At 67.9% G+C, this 14,554-nt stretch carries 13 protein-coding genes; 6 read left to right on the top strand and 7 right to left on the bottom strand.

The annotated features are described in order from the left end of the window. Positions 1–52: 52 nt before the first annotated feature. Positions 53–958 carry a shikimate dehydrogenase gene (locus KV397_RS17365; RefSeq protein ID WP_261811852.1) on the bottom strand — a complete coding sequence of 302 codons (906 nt, stop codon included), beginning with the start codon at positions 956–958 and terminating at the stop codon, positions 53–55. Positions 959–1,059: 101 nt separating this feature from the next. Between KV397_RS17365 and KV397_RS17360 the strand changes: the two genes are divergently transcribed. The 3 genes from KV397_RS17360 to KV397_RS17350 are packed head-to-tail and all read left to right on the top strand — an operon-like array spanning position 1,060 to position 3,961. Continuing rightward, the gene (locus KV397_RS17360; protein WP_261811851.1) at positions 1,060–2,847 is read left to right on the top strand and encodes a bifunctional sugar phosphate isomerase/epimerase/4-hydroxyphenylpyruvate dioxygenase family protein; all 1,788 of its coding nucleotides are present in this window, start codon (positions 1,060–1,062) and stop codon (positions 2,845–2,847) included. 4 nt (positions 2,848–2,851) lie between these two features. Beyond that, the gene (locus tag KV397_RS17355; protein WP_248570004.1) at positions 2,852–3,493 is read left to right on the top strand and encodes a TetR/AcrR family transcriptional regulator; all 642 of its coding nucleotides are present in this window, start codon (positions 2,852–2,854) and stop codon (positions 3,491–3,493) included. A gap of 6 nt (positions 3,494–3,499) precedes the next feature. Beyond that, the gene (locus KV397_RS17350) at positions 3,500–3,961 is read left to right on the top strand and encodes a type II 3-dehydroquinate dehydratase (protein ID WP_261811850.1); all 462 of its coding nucleotides are present in this window, start codon (positions 3,500–3,502) and stop codon (positions 3,959–3,961) included. 49 nt (positions 3,962–4,010) lie between these two features. Here KV397_RS17350 and dnaB read toward each other — a convergent pair whose 3' ends face one another. After that, entirely contained in the window at positions 4,011–5,384 is a 1,374-nt protein-coding gene (gene dnaB / locus KV397_RS17345) for a replicative DNA helicase (protein ID WP_131493208.1), read from the bottom strand. 530 nt (positions 5,385–5,914) lie between these two features. Between dnaB and KV397_RS17340 the strand changes: the two genes are divergently transcribed. Together KV397_RS17340 and KV397_RS17335 are read left to right on the top strand one after the other, a co-directional pair. Beyond that, entirely contained in the window at positions 5,915–6,973 is a 1,059-nt protein-coding gene (locus KV397_RS17340) for a hypothetical protein (protein WP_261811849.1), read from the top strand. A 105-nt stretch (positions 6,974–7,078) separates the two neighbouring features. Beyond that, complete coding sequence (locus KV397_RS17335; RefSeq protein WP_131493206.1) at positions 7,079–8,569, top strand: beta strand repeat-containing protein; 1,491 nt, start codon at positions 7,079–7,081, stop codon at positions 8,567–8,569. A 314-nt stretch (positions 8,570–8,883) separates the two neighbouring features. Here KV397_RS17335 and KV397_RS17330 read toward each other — a convergent pair whose 3' ends face one another. From KV397_RS17330 to KV397_RS17310, 5 genes are read right to left on the bottom strand one after another with little or no spacing between them, the layout of a single operon-like run. Further along, complete coding sequence (locus tag KV397_RS17330) at positions 8,884–9,219, bottom strand: hypothetical protein (RefSeq protein WP_156118325.1); 336 nt, start codon at positions 9,217–9,219, stop codon at positions 8,884–8,886. Between the two features lie 8 nt (positions 9,220–9,227). Continuing rightward, entirely contained in the window at positions 9,228–10,070 is an 843-nt protein-coding gene (locus KV397_RS17325; RefSeq protein WP_261811848.1) for a DODA-type extradiol aromatic ring-opening family dioxygenase, read from the bottom strand. 21 nt (positions 10,071–10,091) lie between these two features. Further along, entirely contained in the window at positions 10,092–10,955 is an 864-nt protein-coding gene (locus KV397_RS17320; RefSeq protein WP_047524697.1) for an amidohydrolase family protein, read from the bottom strand. Beyond that, a complete protein-coding gene (locus KV397_RS17315; RefSeq protein WP_131493198.1) occupies positions 10,955–12,151 on the bottom strand; it encodes a CaiB/BaiF CoA transferase family protein in 1,197 nt (398 codons plus the stop codon). Before KV397_RS17315 ends, KV397_RS17320 begins: the two co-directional genes overlap by 1 nt. Before the next feature lie 33 nt (positions 12,152–12,184). After that, positions 12,185–13,189 carry an alcohol dehydrogenase catalytic domain-containing protein gene (locus tag KV397_RS17310; protein WP_261811847.1) on the bottom strand — a complete coding sequence of 335 codons (1,005 nt, stop codon included), beginning with the start codon at positions 13,187–13,189 and terminating at the stop codon, positions 12,185–12,187. 193 nt (positions 13,190–13,382) lie between these two features. On the opposite strand from KV397_RS17310, the gene KV397_RS17305 reads away from it, so the two are divergent. Continuing rightward, a complete protein-coding gene (locus tag KV397_RS17305) occupies positions 13,383–14,459 on the top strand; it encodes an ABC transporter substrate-binding protein (RefSeq protein WP_261811846.1) in 1,077 nt (358 codons plus the stop codon). Positions 14,460–14,554: the final 95 nt, after the last annotated feature.

Here is a 14,554-nt window from a genome sequence, read left to right as displayed (position 1 = left end):
GCGCTGGGTGGATGCGACACGTTGTTGACTCCTTTGTCATGGTGATGATCACTTACGGGGCGGCGATGAGTTCTTCGAAGTGCCGGTGCATGCGCGGAAGGTCCGGGGCTCGGCCGGTGACCAGGTGGAAGGTGTCGGCCGCCTGACCGACCGCCATGTGCCCGCCGTGCATCGTGCGGCAGCCGGCAGCCGCGGCGGCGCGGAGGAGCTCCGTGTGGAGCGGTCGATACACGATGTCGGCAACCCAGTGCCGCGCGTGAAGCAGTGTGAGGTCGAAGGGCGCTCCGGGATGATTGTGCATCCCGATCGGCGAGCAGTTCACGATGCCATCGACTGTCCGAAGCAGATCGGCAAGGTCATCCGGGCTCGCCGGGACCGCCGCGCGACCGTGCCTCTCGGAGACGGACTTCGCAAGGCTCCGGGCGCGATCCGAGTCCAGGTCGACGATGACCAGTTCCTCGGCACCCAACCGCATCAGCGCGTCGGCGACGGCCGCCCCCGCGCCGCCGGCAGCGAGCTGAACGACTCGCCCTCTCCGGACATCGTCCAGTTCCGCGCGAAAAGCCCGCTCGAACCCGGTGGTGTCCGTGTTGAGGCCGACCCGTCCGTCCGCGGTGAACAGCACCGTGTTCACCGCGCCGACGGCAGCGGCAACGGGGTCCAGGGAATCGAGGAGAGGAATGACCGCCTGCTTGCAGGGATAGGTGATGTTCAGCGCGCTGAATCCCAGACGTTCGGCCCAGTCGAGCACATCGGCGAGCTTCTCCGCGCCGAACCCCGACGACCCCGACGCATCGAAGTCGATTGCTCGATCGACGAGATTCAGGCCCTGGGCTCTGCCCTCCTCCATCTGCAGCAGGGGCGTCAAGGAGGGGAGCACTCCCTCACCCACCAGCCCCATGAGGACCCCGGTCGATGCGTGGACCGGCTCGGTCGCGAGGCCGAGGGATCTGATCATGGGGCATCCGTTCGTAATGGACTAACTGGTTAGTACACTTTGACGCCCACCGGCCGGCATGTCAACCGTGGGCTAATTAACCGTCTGGTACATTGAGCGCCATGCGCACTTCGATAGCGACCGTCTGCCTCTCCGGGGGCCTCGTCGACAAGCTCCACGCCTGCGCCGCCGCAGGCTTCGACGGCGTCGAGATCATGGATGCCGACCTGGTCGCGGCCGTGGAGTCGCCGGAGGAGATCCGCGCGCTGTGTGCGCGTCTGGGACTGACGATCGACCTCTTCCAGCCGTTGCGTGACTGTGAAGGCGTCGATGACGCGACGTTCGCGGACAACCTGCGGCGTGCTCGCGCGAAGTTCGAGGTGATGCGCCGGCTGGGGGCTTCGATGGTGCTCGTGTGCAGCAATGTCGGAACGGCCACGATCGCCGACCCCGAGGTCGCCGCGCGGCAGCTGGGGCAGCTGGCGGACGCGGCGGCGGAGTACGGCATCTCGATCGCATACGAGGCGTTGGCCTGGGGGCGGTTCGTCGATGACTACCGGGACGCGTGGAACATCGTCGAGCGTGCCGACCGCGCGAACCTGGGCGTCTGTCTCGACAGCTTCCACGTTCTGTCGCGGGGCCACGACCCTGCCGGGATCGAGGGCATCGATCCCGCGAAGTTGTTCTTCCTGCAGCTGGCCGATGCACCGTCACTCGACATGGACGTCTTGTCATGGAGTCGCCACCACCGTCTCTTCCCCGGCGAGGGACAGTTCGATCTGACGACCTTCCTCTCACACGTCCTGCGCGCCGGCTACACCGGTCCGCTGTCGCTCGAGGTGTTCAACGACACCTTCCGTCAGACCGACGTGACCCGAACAGCCGCGCATGCGCATCGCTCCCTGCGTTGGCTGTACAACAGCACCGTTCGTGCGAACGGACAGCTGGACGCGCAGGTCGCACCGCCACAGCCCCCGCACGCGGTCGACTTCGTCGAGATCTCCGGCTCCGATCTCTCGTCGGTCGAGCAGATCCTCGACCAGCTCGGGTTCGACTTCGGGGGCGGACACCGCACGAAGGCCGTACGCCTCTGGCGCGCAGGCGAAGCGAGCATCGTGCTGTCGGAGGAGCCTCGCGCCGGCGAACCGCACATCGAGGGGATCGGCTTCACGGTGACGGATGCGCAGGCGGCGAAGCGGCATGCCGTATCGATCGGCGCGACACCGCGGTTTCGTCGCACCCGCGCCGGTGACGCCGAGCTACCGACCGTCTCCGCTCCGGACGGCACCGGGATCTACTGGAGTTCCGCGTCCACGGCAGAGTCGTGGGTCGCCGAGTTCGAAGGCGGCCAGACCTCCGAGATCGACTCTCTCCACGGCGTCATCGATCACCTCAACGTCGCCCTCCCGTGGCATGAGTTCGATGAGGCGGTCCTGTTCAACATCGGCGTTCTCGCGCTCGACCCGGGGACGTCTGCGGATCTGGCCGGCCCCTACGGCCTCGTGCGCAGTCAAGTGATGCGCACGCGTGACGGATCGGTCCGCCTCGCCATGAATCTCGCCCCTCCCACGGCGCCGCTTCAGCCTCGCCACATCGCGATACGGGTCGATGACGTGATCGCCGCCGCCGAACGTGCGCGACGCTCGGGCTTGCCCTCGCTCCCGATTCCCGACAACTACTACGACGACCTCCACGCACGCTTCGGCCTCGACGACGAATTCCTCCACCTCCTGCGCGAACTCAACCTTCTCTATGACCGTGATGCGAATGGCTCCTTTCTGCACTTCTACACCCCGACCGTCGGCAAGGTCTTCTTCGAGATCGTCGAACGGCGCGGTGCCTACGACGGATACGGCGCGGCCAGCACCCCGGTCCGGCTTGTGGCTCAAGAAGACCGCAGGGCAGGATAGCCATGTGAGCGAACGAGTGGTGCGGCATCGCGACGCCGAGCGGACGCGGGCCGAACTCCTCGCCGAGGCGACAGCGGCCTTCGCACAAACGGGATATTCCGGAACGACAGTCGATGACATCGCGCAGCGGAGCAGCACCACCAAGCGCATGATCTACTACTACTTCGGGAGCAAGGAGCAGCTGTACCTCGCCGTCCTGGAGAACTCCTACCGCGAGATCCGCGAAGCCGAACAGCGACTGCACGTTGATGGACTCGAGCCGGTCGCCGCCCTCCGCCAGATTGCGGAGCTGACCTACGATCACCACCTGGAGCACCGGGACTTCGTCCGCCTCGTCGCCGTGGAGAACATCCACTACGGACGTTTCGTCACGCAGGTGGACTCCCTCCGCGAGCTCAACGCACCGGCCCTCGAACTGCTCGACGACATCCTCAGACGGGGGCATGAACGCGCCCTCTTCCGCCGTGACATCGATGCACTCGACGTGCATCTGCTGATCAGCTCCTACTGCGTCTTCCAGATCGCGAATCAGCACACTTTCGAGTATCTCTTCGACACCGACCTGCACTCGCCCGGCCGTCGCGACCACCTCCGCCAGATGATCGGCGACGTTGTCGTGTCGTGGGCGACCGCACCGACGGAGTAGTCGCCGGTGTCGACGACGAATCCTCTCGCTTCCCCCGACCGACGCCTGCTCCTGCTGAACGGCCCGAACCTGAACCAGCTGGGCCTCAGGGAACCAGAGCTGTATGGTACCGAGACCCTCGACGACGTCGCGCGGATCGCCGCAGCCACGGCACGAGCACTCGGCTACGACATCGAGACCGTCCAGAGCAATCACGAAGGCGTCCTCATCGACGCGATCCACGCGGCGCGGAACCGAGTCGCCGGCATCGTCATCAACCCCGGCGGCCTGACCCACAGTTCCGTGTCACTTCGGGATGCGCTCTCCGCTGTGGCACTCCCGTTCGCGGAGGTGCACGTCACAGACCTGGACCATCGAGAACCCTTCCGCCGCTTCTCCTACCTCCACGACCTCGCAGCCGTCCGCGTCGTCGGGCAGGGAGTGAGAGGGTACGCCGTCGCCGTCGAGGAACTCGTCGCCCTGCTCTGAGCCCGTCGAGCCTGCACAGCGCCGGGATGTCGCCCTGCGCGCCGGGGCGTCAGTTGAAGTCGCCGCCGGGAGCCATGTCGGCGAAGCGTGAGTAGTGCCCCTGGAACGCGACGGTGATCGTGGCGGTCGGGCCGTTGCGGTGCTTGGCGACGATCAGGTCAGCTTCACCGGGTCGCACGTCTTTGTCGTAGACGGAGTCGCGGTGCAGCAGGATGACCATGTCGGCGTCCTGCTCGATGGAGCCCGACTCTCGCAGGTCGCTGATCGCGGGCTTCTTGTCGGTGCGCTGCTCGGGGCCACGGTTCAGTTGCGACAGGGCGATGACCGGAACCTGGAGTTCTTTGGCGATGAGCTTCAGGCTTCGCGAGAACTCCGAGACCTCCTGCTGTCGCGACTCGACGCGCTTGCCCGACGTCATCAGCTGCAGGTAGTCGATGATGACCATGCGCAGCCCCTCGCGCTGCTTGAGGCGACGGCACTTGGCGCGGATCTCGACGAGCGTCATGTTGGGGCTGTCGTCGATGTAGAGCGGCGCGTCGTTGATGCGTCCGCGGGTCGCGGCGACCGTGGTCCAGTCGCGGGGGTCGAGGTTTCCCTTGCGCATGTTCTGCAGTGGGATCGCACCCTCGGCGCTGAGCAGGCGCATCGCGATCTCGCTCTTGCCCATCTCGAGGGAGAAGAAGACGGAAGGAAGGTCATGGCCGATGGAGGCCGCACGCGCGAAGTCGAGCGCCAGCGTCGACTTACCCATGGCGGGTCGCGCGGCGACGACGATCATCTGACCGCCGTGCAGACCGTTCGTGAGTTCGTCGAGTTCCTTGAAGCCGGTCGGGACACCGGTCATCGAACCGTCACGACCGCTCGCTGCCTCGATCTCTTCGAGCGCGGCATCGACGGCGATCTGCAGGGGGACGTAGTCTTCCGCGGTCTCGGATCCGGTGATCGAGTAGATCTCGGCCTGCGCGTTGTTGACGAGGTCGGTCGCGTCACCCTCGCCCGCGTAGCCCAGCTGCACGATGCGGGTGCCTGCGTCGACGAGTCGGCGCAGGATCGCTCGCTCCGAGACGATGCCGGCGTAGTAGCCCGCATTCGCCGCGGTGGGGACGATCGAGGTCAGGGTGTGGAGGTAGTCGGCACCGCCGGCGCGACCGAGCTCGCCCGTCTTGATGAGCTCGTCGGTGACGGCCACGACATCGGTGGGCTCGCCGTGCGAGTACAACGAGAGGATGGCCTCGAAGATCAACTCGTGCTTCGGGATGTAGAAGTCGGCGCCCTTCAGCGTCTCGATCACATCGGCGACCGCGTCCTTCGATAGGAGCATTCCGCCCAGAGCACTCTGCTCGGCGAGAAGGTCGTGGGGAGGCGTGCGCTCCGGCCCGCGCGACGAGCCCATGCGCTCCTCTGAGATGTCGGCGATCGACACAGTCTTCCCTTCGATGCGACGTTTCCGATGCGATGCCCTGATGAGGCGTCTCGACGGCTGAGCCATCTGATCCTCGACCGTCACGCCGTCCTGCACAGCGAAACAGGTGCCTCCGACATTCGGTCGCTCGCTCACGCTACGAGCGACTCTTTCCCCATGCAACACGGCCTGTGGATAACCATGTGGAAAGCGTGCGGACAAAGTCGGAGTGTCTGTGCACAACAGGTGTGGATAACCCCGTGGAGTGCTCCGACTTCAAACTTTTTTATCGCGCTTGAGCTGGGTTTTCCTGTTTCCCCACCCTGTGGATGAGAATCAGTTTAAATCGGGCGTTGAAGGTTGGCCCCGTCGGGGATGGGATGTGTAGAACCTGGGGAAAGTCAAGCCGAGATTTCGTCGGGCGCGTCACGGGCCGACATCGGCGGAAACTCGCGGATACCCCCTAGACAGACGGTCGGGACGCGAGTATCGTCACCCGCAATCGACGCATCTGCGCCGAGGTGACGTTGCCTTCGGAGGGGGAGGTCGACGTGGACGTTCGGGCCACCCGACGCGGCGTTCCAGCCGCCGTCCTCTGGGGTGCCCTGGGAGTGCTCGCCTGGGCGACTCTCGCCGTCTTCCTCGGAGGCGGGTCCGCGCATGCGGACGACCGCGACGATGGCCCACTCGACGGACTCACCTCGCTCGTCGGCGACACCGTGTCGAGCGTGACAGCTCCCGTGAAGCCGGTCGTCACGGAGGTTGTCGCTCCGGTCGTCACAAAGGTGGTCGCGCCGGTCGTCACCAAGGCCGTCGCACCCGTCGTCACCAAGGTCGTCGCCCCCGTGCAGCAGACCGCACCGGCGGTCGTCGAGACCGTCACGGAGACGGTCGCCGCGACTCCGGTCGTCGGCACCGTGACAGCGCCCGTCGTGCAGGCGGTCACGGAGACGGCGCACGACATGGTCGCCCCCGTCACGGCGGTGCTCTCCGACGCACCGGTCTCGCAGATCACCGATCCACTCCTCGCCACCGTCGCCGGCCTTCCGCTCGTCGGAGGACTCGTCACCGATCTCGGCGTGATCACCACCGTCGACGACCTGGTCGACGTCGTCGACGACACCACAGCCGTTCTCGGCGGCGTGGTGGATTCGACCGTCCCGCCCGTGCTCGACGCCCTGGACCCGACGACACCCGATCCCGCACCGGGTACCGGAGTGGTCGTGGAGCCCTCGACGCCCGGCGCCACCACGGTCGCCCACGGAGATGGGGCCGCGCCCGGACCGGCGCCGTTCTCGGCGTCGTCCCGGGTGCTCGCCGGCGCAGCATTCGTCGCGACCGCTCCGACAGTGTCGGCCGGGTCTTCCGACGCGGTCGGATCCGGCGCCGACGCCACCGGTGGGCCCGAAAACTCTCCCCCGGGAACCCTCCCGGGCGGCCCTGTTCCCGCGTCTTCCTCCGCCGGTTCCGGCGGAGGGGCAGGCGCTGCCCACGCGCGTCTCAGCGACGTGGATCCTTCTCCGCTCCGTGCTGGCGAGCGGACCTCCGGCGCATCCGACGACGCTCTTCCGACGTCGCCGGTCGCCGATACCGACGTCTCTCCTGACTGACGGACCGTCACGTCGTTCCTTCGGGGACGACAGATGCCGTGCTGCGCGCGCACGTCGATCGCGCGCACCCATCAGACGATCCCATCATCAGTCAGGAGAACGATCATGCGCACGTACATCAAGCGGGCCCTCTGGGGCACGCTCATCGCCGGGGGCATCACGCTCCTCGGTGCGACGGCCGCCAATGCGGCCGAGACGACCGGAGAGGACGGGTTGCTCTCGGGCACCCAGGCGGAGACAGCGATCACCGCCCCGATCACGGTCGTCGGCAACGCGATCTCGGTGCTGGGCGACACTGTCGTCTCCGCACCGGCACCCGCGCCCGCACCGGCACCCGCCCCTGCACCGGCACCCGCACCCGCACCGGCACCCGTCACCAGCGGGTCGGACGGCACGGCATCCGGCACCCAGGCCGTGGTGACCGTGAACCTTCCCGTCACCGTGTCGAACAACGCGGTGAGTCTGGTCGACGACAGCGCCTCGACCAGCGCCCCGGCCGCGGCTCCCCAGACCCCGGCTCCCCAGTCCGGGACACCGGCCGAGGCGCCTCTCGTGACCACGAACGGCGTGGACGGCGTGCTCTCGGGCACGCAGGCGCTCCTCGCGGTCAACGCACCGATCACCGTCACGGGGAACGCGATCTCCCTGCTCGGCGACAGCGCCAGCACCGGTACAGGCACGCAGGGAGCCGCAGCACCGGCACCCGCCACCCCCGCCGACGCAGCCACCTCCGGCGAGGACGGCATCGGCAGCGGCACACAGGTCGTCGCCCCCGTCACGGCACCGATCACGGTGTCGGGGAACGCGATCTCCCTGCTCGGCGACAGCGCCAGCACCGGTACAGGCACGCAGGGAGCCGCAGCACCGGCACCCGCCACCCCCACCGACGCAGCCACCTCCGGCGAGGACGGCATCGGCAGCGGCACACAGGTCACCGCCCCCGTCACGGCACCGATCACGGTGTCGGGGAACGCGATCTCCCTCCTCGGCGACAGCGCCAGCACCGGCACGGGCACGCAGGGAGCCGCAGCACCGGTCACTCCGGCCACCGGCGGGAACACCACCAGTGGTTCCGACGGCATCCTCGGCGGCACCCAGATCACCGCACCCGTCACCGCCCCCGTGGGCGTGACCGGCAACGCGATCTCGCTGCTCGATGACGCGACCGTCACCGGCACCGGCGGGAACACCTCCGCACCGGCCACCCCGACCACCGGCGGCATCACCACCAGCGGTCTCGGCGGCCTCCTCGGCGGCACCCAACTGGCACTGCCGATCAGCCTGCCGATCACGCTCGGCGGCAACGCCATCTCGGTGCTCGGCGAGGCCACGGTGACGGACCCGGGCACGGACCCCGGTACCGACCCGGGAACCGACCCCGGCACCGACCCGGGAACCGACCCCGGAACGGACCCCGGAACGGACCCCGGCACTTCGACCGGTTCCGCCACCGCTTCGGGCGCGGCGTGGACCGGCCAGTCGACGGGGCTCGCGATGACGGGCGGGGGCTCACCGGCAGGACTGATCGTCCTCGCCATGATCCTGCTCGCCCTCGGAGGTGCGGTCCTTCTGCGACGTCGCGGAGCGTCGGCGTAAGGAGAGACGCCGGCGGTGCGGCTGTCCTCGGGGGAGGAGACCCCGCACCACCGGTGCGCCGACGCGTCATCACCCACCCCATTGCGACGGGTTCGTAGCCCCCAGCTCCCCGTCGCCCGACGCCGGCGCAGAATGGGCGGATGCCCCGTGGAAATCCCACCACGGGGCATCCGTCGCGCCCGCGCAAAGCATCCGAGGTCCACTTGTCGGGAGCCTGGGCAGATGCAAGGAGAAAGTAGCCTCGAACGCCGCCTCCGGACGGATTCTCCCGACAGGTGCACCGCCAACCGGCGAGGAGGCAGCGCGGGGCGACGTCAGGGGATGTCGTCGACCTCGCCGTACGGGATGATCGCCGCGCGATACCGCTCCACGAGGTCACGCCATCCGAACCCCTCGGTGTACTCGTGCTCGTAGACCGCCTCCGTGAAGTGCCAGAGCAGATACGGATGCGCGCCCAAGCCGTAGAGCGCACCGTAGTCACGGTTCACGAAGGCGACACGCTCCTCCGGGGTCAGCACCCGGTCGTCGGCGACGGCGTCCGTACCCGCTCCTCCGGCGAGCCAACGATCGACGAAGCCCTCGGTGTCAGCCACGTACGCGTTCACGTTCGCGGTGCTCATCTCGACGGCGCGGATGAACTTGTTCATCATGTATCGGCTCACGACGCGGCCCCCCAGAGGAAGAAAGGACTGGAAGCGAAGCGCGAGGTCGTGGCCTCGGCGAGCTCCGCCGGTCGACCCTGCATCGCGGCGAGCGCGGCGACGATGTTCACGTACTGGTAGGTGACGTTGCCCGCTGCCATGATCCGGTCGAAGCGGCACCCGGCGATCGCTCCTTCGAGGTCGCCGTCACGCATCCAGGCGACGGCCTCGGCATCGAACTCGGGATCGGGGGAGCCGTTGAACGTGCGCGGTCCCCCGACGTCTGTGGCCATGTGCCCCGAGGTGAGCAGCCCCACCCTCGCATCGTTGTCCCACGACTCCACCGCGGTGCGCAGGTAGTGCCCGAGAGCGGCGAAGCGCGCGGCGGTCGGCAACGGCGGCAGGATCGAGTTCGCATGGATCGGCACGATCGGCAGGTCGAGCTCGGGCCGCACGTACTGCAACGGGAGCACGAAGCTGTGGTCGAGGCGCCACTCGTGCGACACCGAGAAGTCGATCGTCTCGGGCAGCACCTCGCGGCCGGTGATCTGCGTCGCCAGCTCGGGGCTGCCGGTCAGCTCGGCGTACTCCATGCCGAAGGTGCGCACCTCGTTCTCGTAGGTCCCGTGGTACGACGCAGCCCGGCCGACGATGAACGCAGGCGAGTTGTCGGAGAAGAACTGGCGCACGTGATCGGTGCCGAGCACGATGAGCGTGTCGACTCCGGCATCGGCGATGGCCTCGCGGATGCGCCGGAAGTTCGCCTCGACCGCGACCAGATCATCGGGCATCGGCTCGCGCATCGCCCGCCACAGCAACGGGTTGTGCGGGGTCGCGGCGGCCATGACGAGTTCAGCCACGATCGGCTCCTTCCCAGGTGCTCACAGTCGGAACAGCTTCCGTGCGTTGTCGAGCAGGATCTTCCGGCGCGACTCCTCTTTCAGTCCGAGCGCGTCGAACTCGGTCATCCACCGATCCGCGGTCATCACGGGCCAGTCCGACCCGAAGAGGACACGGTCGGAGATCAGCGAGTCGGCGTAGCGGACCACTTCCGGCGGCAGATACTTCGGCGCCCAGCCGGACAGATCGAGGTACACGTTCGACTTGTGCCAGACCATCGCGAGGTTCTCGAGGTGCCACGGCCAGGCCGGGTGGGCGCTGATGATGTTCAGTTCGGGGAACTCGGCAGCCACGTCGTCGATGTACGGCACGGGGCGGGCGTTCTCGAGCCGGTAGCCGCCACCGCCCGGGGTGCCCGCGCCGGCGCCGGGGAAGCCGGAGTGGAACATCACCACGAGTCCGAGTTCGGCGCAGGTCTCCCAGATCGGGAAGAAGCGCCGATCGTTGGCGAGGAACTTCTGCCGGGACGGATTGAGCTCGCCGACGCCCTTGATGCCGTACTCGTCGTGCATCCGTCGGATCTCGGCGACCGCGGCCTCGCCCTTCCACGGGTCGATGCCGGCGAAGGCGAGGAAGACGTCGGGGTGGTCCTGCTGCGCCTTTCCGAGGAGATCGTTCGGCGCACCCTTGATCCCGCTCGTGGTCTCCGAGTCGGAGTTCACGATGACGGCCATCATCTTGCGTTCGCGATACTGATCCGCCTGCTCGGCGAAGGACACGACCGGCCGCTCGCGCCCGAAGTGGGCGGCCATCTGGGAGTGCCTCCGGCCCATCGCCGCGATGAACTCCTCGGTCTGCGGGTGGGTGTGAACGTCGATCGCGACGAGGTCGTCGATGCCGGGCATCAGGCAGCCCCTTCCTTCGCGGGTGCGGGTTCGGAGTCGGTGGCCAGGGATCCGGACCGCAGCCCGGTCAACGCTTCGGTGTCGGCCCCGAGTGCGGGTGCATAGCGCAGCTCCGGCCGACCGGAACGCTGGAAGCGGATGCTGGGGGCCGGCACGCGCAGTGCGCCGTCCGGCCCGTCGATCTCCTCGACCAGCCCCATGCTCGCGATCTGCGGGTCATCGAACAGATCACCCATCGTGTTCAGCGGCCCATGCGGGATGTCGTGCGCGGCGAGCCGGTCGAGCCAGTACTGGCGGGGACGGGCCGCCGCGATCTCCTTGAGCACCGCGTCCAGCTCGTCGTAGTTGCGCACACGCCCCTCACGGGTCGAGAAGCGCGGATCCTCGGCGAGGTCGGGCCGCTCCAGCACGTCGAGCAGCCCGGTCCAGAACTTCTCCGGCACCGACATGTGGATCACGAAGGCCTTGTCGTCTGACCCCCGGCACGCGTAGGCCTGCGCCCGACGCGGCCGCGAATCGGGCGAGGAGACCTGCCCCGTCTCGAGGAATGCCGACGCCGACTCGGTGAGGAAGTCCAGCAGTGCGCCGACCATCGTCACCTCGACATGCTCCCCGACCCCGCTCACATCGCGAGCGTGCAGTGCGGCGAGCACCGCCTGCACGGCCGACATCCCGGAGAGCAGATCGGAGAACGCCGGACCGAGCGGGCGGATCGTGGACGCGGGGACGACCTGGCTGTACATGCCGCCGGTGGCGGAGATCACGGTGTCGTAAGCGGGACGCTTCGCGGCAGGGCCGGTGGGACCGAAACCGGTGATGGAACACGAGATGATCCGCGGGTTGCGGGCGTGCAGGTCCTCCGGACCGAATCCGAGCCGTGCGGCGACACCCGGACGGAAGTTGTCGAGCACGATGTCCGCGTCATCGACCAGGGCGAACAGCGCGGCGAGGCCCTCAGCGCTCTTCAGGTCGAGCACGACCCCTCGCTTGCCCCGGTTGTACGCAGCGAACTGCGGGCTCATCGTCGCCCGCCCCTCCCATCGGCGCATGGGGTCGCCCTCGGGCGATTCGACCTTGACCACGTCGGCACCGAGGTCGGCCAACAGCTTCGCCGCGAACGGACCCGAGATGTACTGACCGAGTTCGATCACGCGGATCCCGGCCAGCGCTCCGGCGCCCGGCAGTGCAGTGCTCATCACGTCTGGTCTCCTCTTCGATACCGAGGGCGGTCATCGCACATCGACGATGACCTTCCCCTCGCCCTTGCGGGGAAAGTCGCGATACGCCGTGGCGACGTCGTCGAACGCGTAGCGGCTGCCGACGAGCGAGGGCAGCGCACCGGCAGCCGCGAGTGCGAGCGCCTCAGCCACGTCGTCGTAGCGGGCACTGGCCACGCCGGCCAGCCGCTTGCGGCGCAGGTAGAAGTCGCGAGCGTCGATGCGCAGATCGCTGTCGACGGAGGCGGCGCAGAACACGGCTCTGCCTCCCCACCGCAGGGCCGAGATCCCGGCTCTCAACGTCGGAGCGTGCCCGGACACGTCGAGGACGACGTCGAAGCCCTCTCCTCCGCTGACCGCAGAGCCCAGAGCCGCAGCATCCGGAGCCTGGATGATCTGCTCCTCGCCGAGCGCCGTGAGGGCTCGACGAGACGCGGCGACGACGTCTGCGCCGCGAGCGAGGGCGATCGCGACCGCCGCGCGGCCGAGTGTCCCACCGGCACCCGTGATGAGCACCCGCTCGCCTGCCGTGAGTGCGACGGTGCGGACGGCGTTGATCACGATGGACGCGCTGTGGACGACGGCGGTCGCCTGCGCAGCGTCGAGGCCCCGACGGTCCATCGCGTTGCGCGCGGGGGTGACGACGAACTCCGCTGCTCCCCCGTCGCGATGCACGCCGACGACGGTCTGACGCGGGCAGTCGGCCTCGTCGCCCGCCTGGCAGTGCGCACAGACGCCGCAGGCGATGTTGGGCTTGACCACGACGGCCTGGCCGACGCGCTCCGGATCGACACCCGCTCCGACTGCGACGATCTCGCCGGCAGGATCGATCCCGAGGATGCGGGGCAGCTGCGCCTGCGCGCCCGGCCCGGTGCCGGCGATGACGTTGAGGTCCAGCTGATTCACCCCGACGGTGTCGACGCGCACGAGCACTTCGCCGGTGCCGGGCGTCGGCACAGCCGTCTCCGCGACGGTCAGACCGTCCAGATCATGGCGGCTCAGCACAGCGGCTCGCATCTTCACCTCTTCATCGCGGGAATCTGTTTCGGATACTGTATCCAATTTTCATCTCGGACGTCTAGACCCTGTTCGAGCACGATATCCCCCAAACGATGGACACCGGAACCCAAATTGGATACCGTATCCCAAAATCCGCGTGAGGCGCCCCACTCCACGGAGGAGTCGCACGCACTTGCCCGAATGGAGAGTCATGCGCACGACACGAAACAGACTCGGCCTCGCCGTGGTCGGCGGCACAGCAGCACTGATGCTGCTCGCCGCCTGCGCCTCGCCGACGCCGACACCGGAAGAACCCGTCGAGCTCGGCGACGGTGAACCCGGAGCCGCCGAAGACACCGACATCACGGTGGCGATCCCCTTCCCCGACGTCACGATGTACTCGATGTACGTCCTCGCGACGGATCTCGGCTACTACGAGGAGGAGGGCCTCACCGTCGAGGTCATCACCGCCGACAACGTCACCGCCGCCGTCGCCAGCGGCAGTGCCGACATCGGCGTCGAATCCACCGGCACCGTGATCGACGCCATCCGCGGCGGCGTCGAGATCGACCTGGTCTCCGGGCACTACTGCCGGCAGAACTTCGACTTCGCGGTGCAGTCCGACATCGAGAGCGTCGAGGACCTCGACGGCACCTCCATCGTGCTGGCGGGCACCCCCGGCGATCCGGCCGAGTTCCAGCGAGCCCAGGTGCTCAAGGAGGAGGGCTGGGACGTCTCGTCCGTCAACACCGAGGTCGTCTACCCCGGCCCCGGATCGGAATCGTGGACGGAGTTCTTCGTCAACGACAAGATCTCGCTGCAGCCCTTCTACGCCGATGATCGCGCCGCCCTCGAGGAACACGGTGCGAACATCGTCGTCGAATCGCTGCGCAACTGGGCCAACGACGTGCAGATCGCCGGCACCCAGTGGGCGCAGGAGAATCCGAACACCTTGGTCCGGTTCCTGCGCGCCACGCTCAAGGGCACCGACTTCATGACGGCTCCCGCGCCCGGCGAGTTCCCCGAGAACGCGGAGGAGGCGTTGGACATCTACGAGGCCAACGACTTCGACGTCGCGGAGCTGCGTGAGTCGGACAGCGTCTGGATCCTCGACGGACACCTCGCCTGCCCGAACCTGTACTTCGACGGCGAGGCGTGGGACACCACCATCGAGACGCAGAAGCTCGAGCCCCTCGACTTCGACGACGCTCAACTGGCGTACCTGTTCAAGGCTCAGGAGCTCCTCGGCCTCGACAACGCAGGACCGGCGACACTGCCCTACCCGTGACCGACAGGCTGTTCCCGTCGCGAAAACGCACGCTACTTCGCTGTTTGGCGTGACATATCGCGACGGGAACAGCTTTCGGCACCCGTCACACGAAG

Origin of the sequence: Microbacterium aurugineum, from assembly GCF_023101205.1 — a bacterium.
Classification (GTDB): Bacteria; Actinomycetota; Actinomycetes; order Actinomycetales; family Microbacteriaceae; genus Microbacterium; species Microbacterium aurugineum.
The sequence above is the reverse complement of the archived record's forward strand: the minus strand, read 5'-3'. Positions and strand labels throughout refer to the sequence as shown.

Coding starts and splice junctions, on each gene's coding strand:
- KV397_RS17320 (WP_047524697.1), bottom strand. CDS start 10,955: ATGCCCGGCATCGACGACCTCGTCGCGATCGACGTTCACACCCACCCG.
- KV397_RS17305 (WP_261811846.1), top strand. CDS start 13,383: ATGCGCACGACACGAAACAGACTCGGCCTCGCCGTGGTCGGCGGCACA.
- KV397_RS17310 (WP_261811847.1), bottom strand. CDS start 13,189: ATGCGAGCCGCTGTGCTGAGCCGCCATGATCTGGACGGTCTGACCGTC.
- KV397_RS17335 (WP_131493206.1), top strand. CDS start 7,079: ATGCGCACGTACATCAAGCGGGCCCTCTGGGGCACGCTCATCGCCGGG.
- KV397_RS17330 (WP_156118325.1), bottom strand. CDS start 9,219: ATGATGAACAAGTTCATCCGCGCCGTCGAGATGAGCACCGCGAACGTG.
- KV397_RS17315 (WP_131493198.1), bottom strand. CDS start 12,151: ATGAGCACTGCACTGCCGGGCGCCGGAGCGCTGGCCGGGATCCGCGTG.
- KV397_RS17360 (WP_261811851.1), top strand. CDS start 1,060: ATGCGCACTTCGATAGCGACCGTCTGCCTCTCCGGGGGCCTCGTCGAC.
- KV397_RS17365 (WP_261811852.1), bottom strand. CDS start 958: ATGATCAGATCCCTCGGCCTCGCGACCGAGCCGGTCCACGCATCGACC.